The 12,507-nt window shown below is 62.7% G+C and carries 17 protein-coding genes; 8 read left to right on the top strand and 9 right to left on the bottom strand.

From position 1 onward, the window contains the following. The first annotated feature begins 57 nt into the window (after nt 1–57). From arsC to ABX298_RS16710, 3 genes are read left to right on the top strand one after another with little or no spacing between them, the layout of a single operon-like run. Nucleotides 58–411: an arsenate reductase (glutaredoxin) gene (arsC, locus tag ABX298_RS16720; RefSeq protein ID WP_075044001.1), complete on the top strand. Its 354-nt coding sequence runs from the start codon at nt 58–60 to the stop codon at nt 409–411. After that, nucleotides 408–1,013 carry an NAD(P)H:quinone oxidoreductase gene (gene wrbA, locus ABX298_RS16715; RefSeq protein WP_075044000.1) on the top strand — a complete coding sequence of 202 codons (606 nt, stop codon included), beginning with the start codon at nt 408–410 and terminating at the stop codon, nt 1,011–1,013. The genes arsC and wrbA overlap by 4 nt, the downstream gene beginning before the upstream one ends. Next, nucleotides 1,006–1,419 (top strand): DUF2069 domain-containing protein, encoded by a 414-nt coding sequence (locus ABX298_RS16710; RefSeq protein ID WP_075043999.1) that lies wholly within the window; start codon nt 1,006–1,008, stop codon nt 1,417–1,419. Before wrbA ends, ABX298_RS16710 begins: the two co-directional genes overlap by 8 nt. Nucleotides 1,420–1,551: 132 nt before the next feature. On the opposite strand, the gene ABX298_RS16705 is transcribed toward ABX298_RS16710, so the two are convergent. Then, entirely contained in the window at nt 1,552–2,223 is a 672-nt protein-coding gene (locus ABX298_RS16705) for a DNA-3-methyladenine glycosylase I (RefSeq protein ID WP_367393353.1), read from the bottom strand. Between the two features lie 4 nt (nt 2,224–2,227). Then, nucleotides 2,228–3,052: a tRNA 2-thiocytidine(32) synthetase TtcA gene (gene ttcA / locus ABX298_RS16700; protein ID WP_012270926.1), complete on the bottom strand. Its 825-nt coding sequence runs from the start codon at nt 3,050–3,052 to the stop codon at nt 2,228–2,230. 262 nt (nt 3,053–3,314) lie between these two features. On the opposite strand from ttcA, the gene ABX298_RS16695 reads away from it, so the two are divergent. Both ABX298_RS16695 and ABX298_RS16690 read left to right on the top strand, forming a co-directional pair. Further along, nucleotides 3,315–3,914 (top strand): Yip1 family protein, encoded by a 600-nt coding sequence (locus ABX298_RS16695; protein WP_003252385.1) that lies wholly within the window; start codon nt 3,315–3,317, stop codon nt 3,912–3,914. 131 nt (nt 3,915–4,045) lie between these two features. Beyond that, entirely contained in the window at nt 4,046–4,540 is a 495-nt protein-coding gene (locus ABX298_RS16690; RefSeq protein ID WP_025338002.1) for a SprT family zinc-dependent metalloprotease, read from the top strand. 187 nt (nt 4,541–4,727) lie between these two features. Here ABX298_RS16690 and fpr read toward each other — a convergent pair whose 3' ends face one another. Then, nucleotides 4,728–5,507, bottom strand: a complete 780-nt coding sequence (gene fpr / locus ABX298_RS16685; RefSeq protein WP_004375483.1) for a ferredoxin-NADP reductase — start codon at nt 5,505–5,507, stop codon at nt 4,728–4,730. A gap of 121 nt (nt 5,508–5,628) precedes the next feature. Here fpr and finR point away from each other — a divergent pair, with 121 nt between their 5' ends. Continuing rightward, nucleotides 5,629–6,555, top strand: coding sequence for a LysR family transcriptional regulator FinR (finR, locus tag ABX298_RS16680; RefSeq protein ID WP_004375481.1), 927 nt, complete (start codon nt 5,629–5,631; stop codon nt 6,553–6,555). Here the strand turns inward: finR and ABX298_RS16675 are convergent. The 3 genes from ABX298_RS16675 to ABX298_RS16665 form a co-directional block, all read right to left on the bottom strand. Then, complete coding sequence (locus ABX298_RS16675; protein WP_025338001.1) at nt 6,552–6,917, bottom strand: diacylglycerol kinase; 366 nt, start codon at nt 6,915–6,917, stop codon at nt 6,552–6,554. The genes finR and ABX298_RS16675 overlap by 4 nt on opposite strands. 73 nt (nt 6,918–6,990) lie before the next feature. After that, on the bottom strand, nt 6,991–7,641 hold the full coding sequence (erdR, locus tag ABX298_RS16670) for a response regulator transcription factor ErdR (protein ID WP_025338000.1): 651 nt from the start codon (nt 7,639–7,641) through the stop codon (nt 6,991–6,993). Between the two features lie 78 nt (nt 7,642–7,719). Continuing rightward, on the bottom strand, nt 7,720–8,430 hold the full coding sequence (locus tag ABX298_RS16665; RefSeq protein WP_075043997.1) for a tRNA-uridine aminocarboxypropyltransferase: 711 nt from the start codon (nt 8,428–8,430) through the stop codon (nt 7,720–7,722). 362 nt (nt 8,431–8,792) lie between these two features. On the opposite strand from ABX298_RS16665, the gene ABX298_RS16660 reads away from it, so the two are divergent. Beyond that, nucleotides 8,793–9,212, top strand: coding sequence for a quorum-sensing-regulated virulence factor family protein (locus tag ABX298_RS16660; protein ID WP_075043996.1), 420 nt, complete (start codon nt 8,793–8,795; stop codon nt 9,210–9,212). 13 nt (nt 9,213–9,225) lie between these two features. Here the strand turns inward: ABX298_RS16660 and ABX298_RS16655 are convergent, their stop codons facing one another. Next, nucleotides 9,226–9,435: a hypothetical protein gene (locus ABX298_RS16655; protein WP_025337998.1), complete on the bottom strand. Its 210-nt coding sequence runs from the start codon at nt 9,433–9,435 to the stop codon at nt 9,226–9,228. A 161-nt stretch (nt 9,436–9,596) separates the two neighbouring features. Here ABX298_RS16655 and ABX298_RS16650 point away from each other — a divergent pair, with 161 nt between their 5' ends. Further along, nucleotides 9,597–10,715, top strand: a complete 1,119-nt coding sequence (locus tag ABX298_RS16650; protein WP_025337997.1) for an LOG family protein — start codon at nt 9,597–9,599, stop codon at nt 10,713–10,715. A 208-nt stretch (nt 10,716–10,923) separates the two neighbouring features. Here the strand turns inward: ABX298_RS16650 and recX are convergent, their stop codons facing one another. Both recX and recA read right to left on the bottom strand, forming a co-directional pair. Continuing rightward, nucleotides 10,924–11,394, bottom strand: coding sequence for a recombination regulator RecX (recX, locus tag ABX298_RS16645; protein ID WP_085619270.1), 471 nt, complete (start codon nt 11,392–11,394; stop codon nt 10,924–10,926). Nucleotides 11,395–11,415: 21 nt separating this feature from the next. Further along, nucleotides 11,416–12,483, bottom strand: coding sequence for a recombinase RecA (gene recA, locus ABX298_RS16640; RefSeq protein WP_015269214.1), 1,068 nt, complete (start codon nt 12,481–12,483; stop codon nt 11,416–11,418). Nucleotides 12,484–12,507 lie beyond the last annotated feature (24 nt).

Below are 12,507 nucleotides of genomic sequence, written 5' to 3'. Positions count from 1 at the left end.
AATTGGTCAGTCGCTGCGGTTAGAATAGCCGCCACACCCAGCTGGATGCGACCCGACATGACCGACCTCACGCTCTATCATAACCCGCGCTGCTCGAAATCCCGCGGCGCCCTGGAACTGCTCGAAGCTCGCGGCCTGGCGCCGACCATCGTGCGCTACCTCGAGAGCCCGCCCGACGCTGCCACCCTGAAGGCCCTGCTCGGCAAGCTGGGCATCGCCCCACGCCAGCTGCTGCGTACCGGCGAGGACGAGTACAAGGAGCTGAACCTGGCCGACCCGGCACTGACCGACGCACAACTGATCGAGGCCATGGCCCGGCACCCCAAGCTGATCGAGCGGCCGATCCTGGTCGTCGGTGACAAGGCCGTGGTCGGCCGACCGCCCGAGAAAGTACTGGAGATCCTGCCGTGAGCCAGCCCTACATCCTGGTGCTGTATTACAGCCGCCATGGTTCGACCAGCGAGATGGCCCGGCACATCGCCCGCGGCATCGAGCTGGCCGGCATGGAAGCCCGCCTGCGCACGGTGCCGGCGATTTCCACCGAGTGCGAAGCAGTGGCCCCGGACATCCCGGCCAGTGGCGCGCTTTACGCCACCCTGGACGACCTGCGCCACTGCGCCGGCCTGGTACTGGGCAGCCCGACCCGCTTCGGCAACATGGCAGCGCCGCTCAAGTACTTCCTGGATGGCACCAGCAGCCTGTGGCTGGGCGGTGAACTGGTCGGCAAGCCGGCGGGCGTGTTCACCTCAACCGCCAGCCTGCATGGCGGGCAGGAAACCACCCTGCTGTCGATGATGCTGCCACTGATTCACCACGGCATGCTGGTAATGGGCCTGCCGTACAGCGAATCGGCACTGCTCGAGACCCGCGGCGGCGGCACCCCGTATGGCGCCAGCCATCATGCTGGCGCCGATGGCAAGCGCGAGCTCGACCAGCACGAGATAGCCCTGTGCCGCGCCCTTGGCCAACGCCTGGCGAACACCGCCAAGGCCCTGGAGGCCGCACGTGGCTAAAAAGCCCAAGGTATTGCCGGCGCTGGAATGGCTGGCACCGCGTCTGCGCCTGACGCGGGCGTTGAGCCTGGCGTTTTTCTTTGGCCTGATTGCCCTGCTGGTGGTGAACAACCTGTGGTTCGCCAACCTGCACGGGGCGCGGGTCGAGGTGATCCTGGCGATCGAACTGGTGCCGTTGCTGCTGTTGCTGCCGGGCATGCTGACGGGCAGCGCCCGGGCACATGCCTGGACCTGCTTCGTGGTGAATATCTATTTCATCAAGGGGGTGCTGGCGGCGTTCGACCCGGCGCGGGCGGTATTTGGCTGGGTAGAAGTGCTGGTGAGCCTGGGGCTGTTCATTGCCGGGCTGCTGTATGTGCGCTGGAAGTTCCAGCATGAGCGGCGCATGGCGGGCGAAGGCAGTTGATATCCGGGGGCCGCTTTGCGGCCCAATCGCCGGCAAGCCAGCTCCCACAGGTACAGCGCAAGGCTTGAGACCTGTGCTGTACCTGTGGGAGCTGGCTTGCCGGCGATTGGGCTGCAAAGCAGCCCCAAAATCTCAATGGTTGACGGTATGCGCCAGCATCACCGACAACTGGCACAACGGCCGCCCACTCTCGGCATGCCACTGGTTGAACGCCTGCTGCACCAAGGCCAGGTCCCGCTGGCTGGTCGGCGGCTTGTCGATCACCTTCTGCGCAATCAACGCCGCAGCCATGTCATCGGTAGGGATGAACGTATCCTTGCCGACCATGCGCAAGAAACGCGGTGCCGACAACCCGCCCAGCTGGTTGCCGTGCTTGGCCAGGTACTTCCACAAACCGACGATGTCGGTCACCGGCCAGTCGGCGATGAAGGCGCCGAAACTGCCCTTCTCCTTGGCCACGTCAAGAACCATCTGCGCATTGCGCGGCACGCTCTTGAGCTTGCCCAGGTGGCGGATGATGCGCTCGTCGTGCATCAGCCGCTCGAGGTGCTCGGCGCCCATCAATACCACCTTCTCCGGGTAGAAGCCGAAGAACACCTGCTCGAACGCCGGCCACTTGGCATCCACCAGGCTGTGCTTGAGCCCGGCGCGGAACACGCGCAGGGCCAAGGTCGACAGGTAGCGGTCGTCGCTGATATCACGCAGTTGCGCCGGTGTGCGCGGCTGCGGCAGGAAGGCCTCCAGGGCCTGGGCCGAGCCGAAGCGGTTCAGGCAGTACTCGTGCAACCACTGGTAATCGCGCATGGGCTCAGATGTTCAGCACGTCAAGGAAACGCGGGGTAGCGTTTTCGTCGATCTTCAGGCTGGTGAAGTCGAACAGGTTGCGGTCAGCCAGCTGCGACGGCGCCACGTTCTGCAGGGCACGGAAGATGCTCTCGGTACGCCCCGGGTGCTTGCGCTCCCACTCCACCAGCATGTCCTTGACCACCTGGCGCTGCAGGTTTTCCTGCGAACCGCACAGGTTGCACGGGATGATCGGGAATTCCTTCATGTCCGAGTAGGCCTGGATATCCTTCTCGCTGCAGTAGGCCAGCGGGCGGATCACCACGTTGCGGCCATCGTCGGCGCGCAGCTTCGGCGGCATGCCCTTGAGCGCGCCGTTGAAGAACATGTTGAGGAAGAAGGTTTCGACGATATCGTCGCGGTGGTGCCCCAGCGCCATCTTGGTCGCGCCGATTTCGTCGGCGAAGGTGTACAGGGTGCCACGGCGCAGGCGCGAGCACAGCGAGCAGGTGGTCTTGCCCTCGGGGACCAGCTCCTTGACCACCGAGTAGGTGTCCTTCTCGACGATGTGGTACTCGACACCCAGTTCCTTGAGGTAGGCCGGCAGCACATGCTCGGGGAAACCCGGCTGCTTCTGGTCCATGTTCACCGCGACGATCTCGAACTTGATCGGTGCCACCTTCTGCAGGTGCAACAGAACGTCGAGCATGGTGTAGCTGTCCTTGCCGCCGGACAGGCAGACCATGACCTTGTCGCCATCCTCGATCATGTTGTAGTCGGTGATGGCTTCGCCGGCGAGACGACGCAGGCGTTTTTGCAGTTTGTTCTGGTTGACCGAGAGGGTGCCCATAGCGCTTGGATCCGCGAGGTGTGACAAAAGCCGGCTATTTTACGCACAAACGCGGCGGCGCTGTAGGCATTCCGATAAAGACTTCATTGTAATCAACAGCGCGCCTTACAGCGCAATTTGCTCTAAAAAGCTCGGTTTATGCGGGTAACGGCTTCCTATACTGCGACATAAGGCCACATTACCGCTTGCTTCGGTGTTCGGGCCTCGGGCCGCTTGCGCTCCATCTGGGGGGCGTTTGGCAACATTGAGAGGAGTGATCGGCATGATTCATCACGTTGTGGGGCTGTTTACCCATCCCGACCAGGAATGGCGGGAAATTCGTGGCGAAGAAGAAACCATCAGCCACATGTACCTGACGCACACCCTGATCCTGGCTGCGATCCCCGCCGTTTCGGCGTTCATCGGTACCACCCAGGTCGGCTGGGTGATCGGCGACCGGCCAGCGGTGATGCTGACCATGGAAAGCGCCATCTGGATGAGCATCATGTCGTACCTGGCGATGCTTGCCGGGGTGGCGGTAATGGGGGCGTTCATCCACTGGATGGCCCGCACCTACGATGCCAACCCGTCCATGGCACAGTGCATCGCCTTTGCCACCTACACCGCCACCCCGTTGTTCATCGGCGGCCTGGCGGCACTGTACCCGCACCTGTGGCTGGGCATGCTGATCGGCACCGCCGCCATCTGCTACACGGTGTACCTGCTGTACGTCGGCTTGCCGACGTTCATGAACATACCGTCCGACGAAGGCTTCCTGTTCTCCAGCTCGGTGCTGGCAGTGGGCCTTGTGGTACTGGTGGCGATCATGGCCGCCACGGTGATCATCTGGGGACTGGGCGTGGGGCCCGTCTACACCAACTAGAACAGACTCGACCAACACTGGGGCATCAACCTGGGGCCGCCGCAAGGCGGCCTCTGGCTGTGCGCTGACCGGTGGCTCGGCAGGCTGCCCGGGGTTGCGGCATAATGCCCGGTCAGGAGAACCACCCCGCCATGCCCGAGCTGCTCAGACAACGCGTCGAAACCTGTTACCAGCAAGCTGAAACCTTCTTCAAACGCCCCTTCCCGCGCCCGGAAGTCAGCTTCAAGCTGCGCGGGCAAAAAGCCGGTGTCGCCCACCTGCACGAGAACCTGCTGCGCTTCAACCTGCAGCTTTACCGCGAAAACCAGGAAGACTTCCTGCGCCAGACCGTGGCCCATGAAGTGGCGCATCTGGTGGCCCACCAGCTGTTCGGCGACCGCATCCAGGCCCATGGCGAGGAGTGGCAGCTGATCATGCGCGGGGTGTATGAACTGCCGCCCAACCGTTGCCACAACTACGAAGTGCAACGGCGCGTGGTGACCCGCTACATCTACCGCTGCCCGTGCCCGCAAAGCGACTTCCCGTTTACCGCGCAGCGGCACAAGCTGGTGCGCCAGGGGCGGCGCTACCTGTGCAAGCGGTGTCGGGAGATATTGGTGTATAGCGGCGAGACGCGCGTGGAATAGATTGGGGTTTGCCTGCACTGGCCTCATCGCCGGCAAGCCAGCTCCCACAGGTTCGGCACAGGTTTCAAATGTTGTGGGATTCCTGTGGGAGCTGGCTTGCCGGCGATAGGGCCGGAACAGGCGATACATGAATCACAGGCACAAGAAAGGCGACCCAAGGGTCGCCTTCTTTGCATCAGCCTGCGCCTTACTTCTCGACGAAGGCACGCTCGATCAGGTAATCACCCGGCTCGCGCATGCGCGGGGAGATCTTCAGGCCGAAGCTGTCCAGTACTTCGCTGGTCTCGTCGAGCATGCTCGGGCTGCCGCAGATCATCGCGCGGTCGTCCTGCGGGTTGATCGGTGGCAGGCCGATGTCGCTGAACAGCTTGCCGCTGCGCATCAGGTCGGTCAGGCGGCCCTGATTCTCGAACGGTTCACGGGTCACGGTCGGGTAGTAGATCAGCTTGTCGCGAACCGACTCACCGAAGAATTCGTTCTGCGGCAGGTGCTCGGTGATGAACTCGCGGTAGGCCACTTCATTCACGTAGCGCACGCCGTGGACCAGGATCACCTTCTCGAAGCGCTCGTAGGTTTCCGGGTCCTGGATGACACTCATGAACGGTGCCAGGCCAGTGCCGGTGCTCAGCAGGTACAGGTGCTTGCCCGGGTTCAGGTCGTCGAGTACCAGGGTACCGGTAGGCTTCTTGCTGATGATGATCTCGTCGCCTTCCTTCAGGTGCTGCAGCTGCGAGGTCAGCGGACCGTCCGGCACCTTGATGCTGAAGAACTCCAGGTGCTCTTCCCAGTTCGGCGAAGCGATGGAATAGGCGCGCATGAGCGGACGGCCGCTTTCTTGTTGCAGGCCGATCATCACGAACTGACCGTTCTCGAAGCGCAGGCCCGGGTCGCGAGTGCACTTGAAGCTGAACAGGGTGTCGTTCCAGTGGTGCACACTGAGGACACGTTCGTGGTTCATGTTGCTCATTTAATGGGGCTCCTGAAGAAAGACGCGGCGCGCGCAAGACGCGCAGTTGCGCGATAGTTTAGGGGCAGCGACAATATCTGTTAACTGGATTATCAAGATATGTGTTATCGGTTATATCGATATGCGATTTACACTTCGTCAGCTGCAAGTCTTCGTTGCCGTGGCCCAGCACCAGAGCGTTTCGCGCGCCGCCAGTGTGCTGGCCTTGTCGCAGTCGGCCGCCAGCACCTCGATCACCGAGCTTGAGCGCCAGTCCAGCTGCCAGCTGTTCGACCGCGCCGGCAAGCGCCTGAGCCTCAACGCCCTGGGCCAGCAACTGTTGCCGCAGGCCGTGGCCCTGCTCGACCAGGCCAAGGAAATCGAAGACCTGCTCAACGGCAAGTCCGGTTTCGGCTCGCTGGCGGTCGGCGCCACGCTGACCATCGGCAACTACCTGGCCACCCTGCTGATCGGCAGCTTCATGCAGGTGCACCCGGAAAGCCAGGTGAAGCTGCATGTGCAGAACACTGCGCATATCGTGCAACAGGTGGCGCATTACGAAATTGATCTGGGTCTGATCGAAGGCGATTGCAACCACCCGGACCTGGAAGTGCAGCCTTGGGTCGAGGACGAGCTGGTGGTGTTCTGCGCGCCACAGCACCCGCTGGCCAAGCTGGGCCGCGCCGATGTACAGACCTTGTCCCAGGAAGCGTGGATCCTGCGTGAACAGGGCTCGGGCACGCGCCTGACCTTCGACCAGGCCATGCGCCACCACCGCACCAACCTCAACATCCGCCTGGAGCTGGAACACACCGAAGCGATCAAGCGCGCGGTGGAGTCGGGCCTGGGCATCGGCTGCATCTCGCGCCTGGCCCTGCGTGACGCCTTCCGCCGCGGTAGCCTGGTAGCGGTAGAAACCCCGGAGCTGGACCTGATGCGCCAGTTCTACTTCATCTGGCACAAACAGAAGTACCAGACCTCGGCCATGCGCGAATTTCTCGAACTGTGCCGCAACTTCACTGCGGGCTTCACCCGCAGTGACGAGATCGTATTGCCACCGATCGCTTAAAGCAGGATCACACCCCACACCAGCGCCACCATGGTCAGTGCCACCAGTTGCGCGGCGCTGCCCATGTCCTTGGCGTTTTTCGACAGTGGGTGGCGCTCCAGCGAAATGCGGTCGATGGCTGCTTCCACCGCCGAATTGAACAGTTCGACGATCAGGCCCAACAGGCACACGGCGATCATGATCGCCCGCTCCGCACGGCTGACCGGCAGCCAGAAGGCGACCGGGACCAACAGCACGTTGAGCAGCACCAGCTGGCGGAACGCGGCCTCGCCCTTGAAGGCGGCGCGCAGGCCGTCCAGCGAATAGCCGGCGGCGTTGAGGATACGTTTGAGGCCGGTCTGGCCCTTGAATGGCGATGTCATGTGAGTCACTTCACAACGGAAAGGCCAGCAGACTAGACCGGCACGGGTCAAAAAAGCGTGAAGCCACGCGCACTCAGCTGCTGGCAACCGATTCAAGTTGTTGCAGCAACAACGCCGCCTGGGTGCGGGTACGCACACCCAGCTTGCGGAAGATCGCGGTCACGTGAGCCTTGATGGTCGCTTCCGACACGTTCAGCTCATAGGCGATCTGCTTGTTCAGCAAGCCTTCGCAGACCATGGTCAGCACGCGGAACTGCTGCGGCGTGAGGCTGGCAAGGCCTTCGCTGGCGGCCTTGGCCTCGGCCGAGACATCGACCTTTTCGAACGCCTGCGGCGGCCACCAGACCTCGCCGTCGAGCACCTTGCGCACCGCATCCTGGATCACTTCCAGGGTGCTGGACTTGGGAATGAAGCCACTGGCGCCAAACTCGCGGGACTTGACCACCACTGCGGCCTCTTCCTGCGCCGATACCATCACCACGGGGATCTGCGGGTATTGCCCGCGCAGCAGCACCAGCCCGGAAAAACCGTAGGCACCCGGCATGTTCAAGTCCAGCAACACCAGGTCCCAGTCGGCTTTTTCGCTCAGACGGGTTTCCAGTTCGGCAATGCTGGCGACTTCAACCAGGCGTACATCCGGGCCCAGGCCGAGGGTAACGGCCTGGCGCAAGGCGCCACGGAACAGCGGGTGGTCATCGGCAATCAGGATTTCGTAAGTGGCCATCGATCTGGGGATCCTGTTCTGTGTCGGGCACTCGGGTAAGGGTCATTATGAACCAAAGCAGGGGTTGTGCCCCTTGGACTATAGGAAGGTATGCAAACGCTGGTGGGTGTCGTCCTGCTCGTCCAGCGGCAGGCGCCGCTTGCCGCTCAGGTAATGCAGGCTGAACACATCCAGGTAGGCGTCCAGCGCCTGCGAGGCCTGGGTATCACCGGCCAGGTCCAGGCACATGGCAGCGACTTCCGCGGTGCAGAAGTGATCGTCGCGCTTGGAGCGGCGCAGGCGGTAGCGAGACATCTGCTCGGCCTGCAGGCTCAACACCGGGAAGCGGTCAAGGTACGGGCTTTTGCGGAACATCTTGCGCGCTTCGGTCCAGGTGGCATCCAGCAGGATGAACAGCGGGCGCTTGCCCGGCTCGCGTACTACCTCGCTGACCACCCGCTCCTGGGCAACGAATTCGCCGGGGAAGACGATGTAGGGCTGCCAATGCGGATCGCCCAGCAACGCCAGCAAGCGTTCGTCGACCGAAGTGCGCAGCCAGCCGAAGGCCGAGGTGTCCTCGATCAGGTCGGCGATCAGCCAGCCGGTATTGGTGGGCTTCAGCGGCTCGGTGTCATGCATCAGCAGGCACACGCCGGACTCGGCCTGCACCCGCGGCTTCCAGGCGCACAGGCAATGAGTGGCGATGACCCGGCAATCGGGGCAGCGCTCGGCACGCGAACCACGGGCGATGAAGGGCTTGTTGCTGCGGGCCAGGCGTTCGGCGCGCAGGCGCGCTACCGCATGGCTCATGCCGGCAGGCCTCTGGACAGGTTGGGAATGGACACAAGGATGACTCGGAAAAAACTAAGGGCGCCAGTCTACCAGAACAGGGGGCAATTGCTGTGCAGGTGGCGGCGCGGCCCTTATAATCGTTGTTTCTACCCTACCCCAGCCTCGCGCCTGCGCGCTTCTGGGGCTGCTGCGCAGCCCATCGCCGGCAAGCCAGCTCCCACCTCGACCGCATTGCCCCCAGGCCATGTGCAATCCCTGTGGGAGCTGGCTTGCCGGCGATGGGCCGCACTGCGGCCCCAATTGCAGCCACAGTGGGGTTTTCACGGAACGCCGTCGACCCGCGCATGTCAAAGCGCCAGTCATCGAACCAGGAGAGATTCATGCTGCGCCGTATCGTCCCCGCCCTGAGCCTGCTGCTCGCCCTGCCCCTGGCAGCCCAGGCGGCTTCCAAGCAGGAATACGACCTGAACAACACGCTGCAGAAGGTTGCCAAAGAGAGCAGTGTCGGCACCCCGCGAGCCATCAACGAGGACATCCTCGACCAGGGTTACACCGTGGAAGGCAAGGCACTGGTCAACCACCTGAGCGTGCGCCAGGAGCATGCCGAGCGCATGCAGGCCAACCCCGAACAGGTACGCAGCCAGCTGGGTGACAGCGTCTGCCGCAACAGCGGTTTCCGCAACCTGATGTCCAAAGGCGCGGTCATGGTCTACCGCTTCACGGTCTACAAGACCAACCAGCCGATCATGGACCAGGCGTTCGACAATGCCAGCTGCGTGGCCGGCAACAAGAAGAAGTAACCAACTTCGATCGCTACGCCTTCTCGTCTTCACGGGCGCGCCAGCGCCCTTCAGCGGCATCGGCGCGCATCTCTGCCAGCAGCGCCTGCAGGTAGCGCGACTGGCATTCCAGCCCCGACAGCCTGCGCCGGCATTCGGCCTCCAGGCTCAGGTGATGCACCTGGGCCGCATTCTCCAGCTGCTGGTAAAGCTGCCGGTCCACTTCGATGATCAAGCGATGCATACCGCCACCTCCTGCATCGACACGTTTCGCTTTACCCAGTTAACCAAACCCGCATCCCCCGTGGCTGCATGCCGACGGGCGGCTGTGCCGAACCCTCCGGCACAATTGACCGCAAGGGTCTAGATTGAGGTCAGAGGTATTGGTGCAGAAGGAGACGTTGCATGCCTTACCAATCGAGTGAACTGCTGTTCAGCCACTTCCGCGACAACAACATCGACCTGAGCAACATCGACGCACAACTGCAACTGGTGGCACCGAACAGCCCCAACCTGCCGCTGTACCGCGACATGATGCTGACCATCCTGCGCATGGCCCATGACGACACCGACCGCTGGAGCGCCAAGATCACCCTGCAGGCCCTGCGCGAACTGGACCATTCGTTCCGCACCCTGGAACGCTACAAGGGCCGGCGCAAGGTGACCGTGTTCGGCTCGGCGCGCACTCCGCTAGAGCATCCGATGTACGCTCTGGCCCGCGAACTGGGCGCAACCCTGGCGCGCTCCGACCTGATGGTCATCACCGGTGCTGGCGGCGGCATCATGGCAGCTGCCCACGAAGGCGCCGGGAGCGACCACAGCCTGGGGTTCAACATCACCCTGCCCTTCGAACAACACGCCAACCCCACGGTGGACGGCACCGACAAGCTGCTGCCGTTCCATTTCTTCTTCATCCGCAAGCTGTTCTTCGTCAAGGAGGCCGATGCCCTGGTGCTGTGCCCGGGTGGTTTCGGCACTCTGGATGAAGCGCTGGAGGTGCTGACCCTGATCCAGACCGGCAAGAGTCCGCTGGTACCGGTGGTGCTGCTGGACTCGCCAGGTGGCAGCTTCTGGCGCGACTGCCTGGACTTCATCAGCCGCCAACTGGAGGAAAACCGCTACATCCTGCCCAGCGACCTGAAACTGCTGCGCCTGGTGCACAGCGCTGACGAGGCAGTGGAAGAAATCAACCAGTTCTACAGCAACTACCACTCCAGCCGCTGGCTGAAGAGCCAGTTCGTGATCCGCATGCATCACCCGCTCAGCGAGGCGGCGCTGTATGACATCCAGGAAGGCTTTGCCGACTTGCGCCTGAGTGGCAAGTATCACCAGCAACCTGACAGCAGTGCCGAGCACGAAGTGGGCAATTTCAGCCACCTGACCCGTTTGTCATTTGCTTTCAATGGCCGGGACCAGGGCAGGCTGCGCGAGCTGGTGGACTTCATCAACCTGCCGGAGAACTGGGCCAAGCCGCAGCCCATGCATACCACACAGCGGGCCAGGGAGGCGTTGAAGGTCAGTTGATTGTCGAACAAATTTCCAAAGCGCGCCGCGCAACCTGTGGGAGCGGCGGTCCGACGCGCCCGCGAAGAACGCAACGCGGTGGATGGCACCGGCGTTGCCGGTATTCGCGGGCTTGCCCGCTCCCACAGGGACTGCGCATTTTCTGAACCTTGCACCAAACCTGTGGGAGCGGGCAAGCCCGCGAAGGGCCGCAAAGCGGCCCCAGTCTTCAGTAGTCGTCGATATCACGCCCACTGAGCAGGCGGCCGATCATGTCCATGGGGAAACCCCGGTAAGCCAGAAACCGGGTCTGCTGGGCACGGCTGCGGGGATCTTGCGGGCGCTGACCAGCAAACTTGCGCTGCCATACGTCACGCATGCGCTCGCCCCAATCCACCTCGCTTTCGCGTAGCGCCTGCTCGATATCAGCACGCGCCAAACCGCGCTGGCCTAGCTCTTCGCGAATACGCGCAGGGCCGTAGCCGGAGCTGGAACGGTATCGGATGAAACTTTCGAGGTAACGGGCTTCGCTAAGCAGCCCTTCTTCGGCGAGCCGGTCGAGTTCAGGCTCGATCAGCTCGTCCGAAGCGCCGCGCTGACGCAACTTGCGCGTCAGCTCGACGCGACCGTGCTCACGTCGCGCGAGCAGGTCCATGGCTGTCCGCCGAATGGCGACGGGGGTGTCGAGTACGGCGGACATGTTCGGCTATCTACCGCGCAATCAATAACCGGCGTCAGCGTCGGCCATGTCATCGGCATCGGCTTCGGCAGCAGCAGCCTTACCAGCAGCCGCAACAGCACCAGAGGTCAGCAGCTTCTCGCGAATCTGCTTCTCGATCTCGGCACCAATAGCCGGGTTCTCAGCCAAGTACTTGGCAGCGTTTGCCTTGCCTTGACCGATCTTGTTGCCCTGGTAGGCGTACCAGGCCCCGGACTTCTCGACCAGGCCTTGGGAAACACCCAGGTCAATGATCTCGCCGTTACGGTAGATACCCTTGCCGTAGAGGATCTGGAACTCGGCCTGACGGAATGGCGGCGAAACCTTGTTCTTGACGATCTTGACGCGGGTTTCGCTACCGACCACCTCGTCGCCTTCCTTGACCGCGCCGGTACGGCGGATATCCAGACGCACCGAGGCGTAGAACTTCAGGGCGTTACCACCAGTGGTGGTTTCCGGGCTGCCGAACATCACGCCAATCTTCATACGGATCTGGTTGATGAAGATGACCAGGCAGTTGGCGTTCTTGATGTTACCGGTGATCTTGCGCAGCGCCTGGGACATCAGGCGCGCCTGCAGGCCCACGTGCATGTCACCCATCTCGCCTTCGATCTCGGCCTTCGGTACCAGAGCAGCCACGGAGTCGACGATGATCACGTCAACAGCGTTGGAACGCACCAGCATGTCGGTGATTTCCAGGGCCTGTTCGCCGGTGTCCGGCTGCGAAACCAGCAGGTCGTCGACGTTGACGCCCAGCTTGCCGGCGTACTCGGGGTCGAGGGCGTGTTCGGCGTCGACGAAGGCGCAGGTGGCGCCGTTTTTCTGGGCTTCGGCGATGACCGACAGGGTCAGCGTGGTCTTACCCGACGATTCCGGGCCGTAGATCTCGACGATACGGCCTTTTGGCAGGCCGCCGATGCCCAGTGCGATGTCCAGGCCCAGCGAGCCGGTGGAGATGGCAGGGATAGCCTGGCGCTCGTGGTCGCCCATGCGCATGACGGCGCCCTTGCCGAATTGGCGTTCGATCTGACCCAGGGCCGCAGCCAAGGCGCGCTTCTTGTTGTCGTCCATTGAAATCCTCACGTGTTCGACTTG

The sequence above is a fragment of the Pseudomonas sp. X4 genome (genome assembly GCF_040784925.1).
GTDB classification, from domain to species: domain Bacteria; phylum Pseudomonadota; class Gammaproteobacteria; order Pseudomonadales; family Pseudomonadaceae; genus Aquipseudomonas; species Aquipseudomonas putida_Z.
The sequence above is the reverse complement of the archived record's forward strand: the minus strand, read 5'-3'. Positions and strand labels throughout refer to the sequence as shown.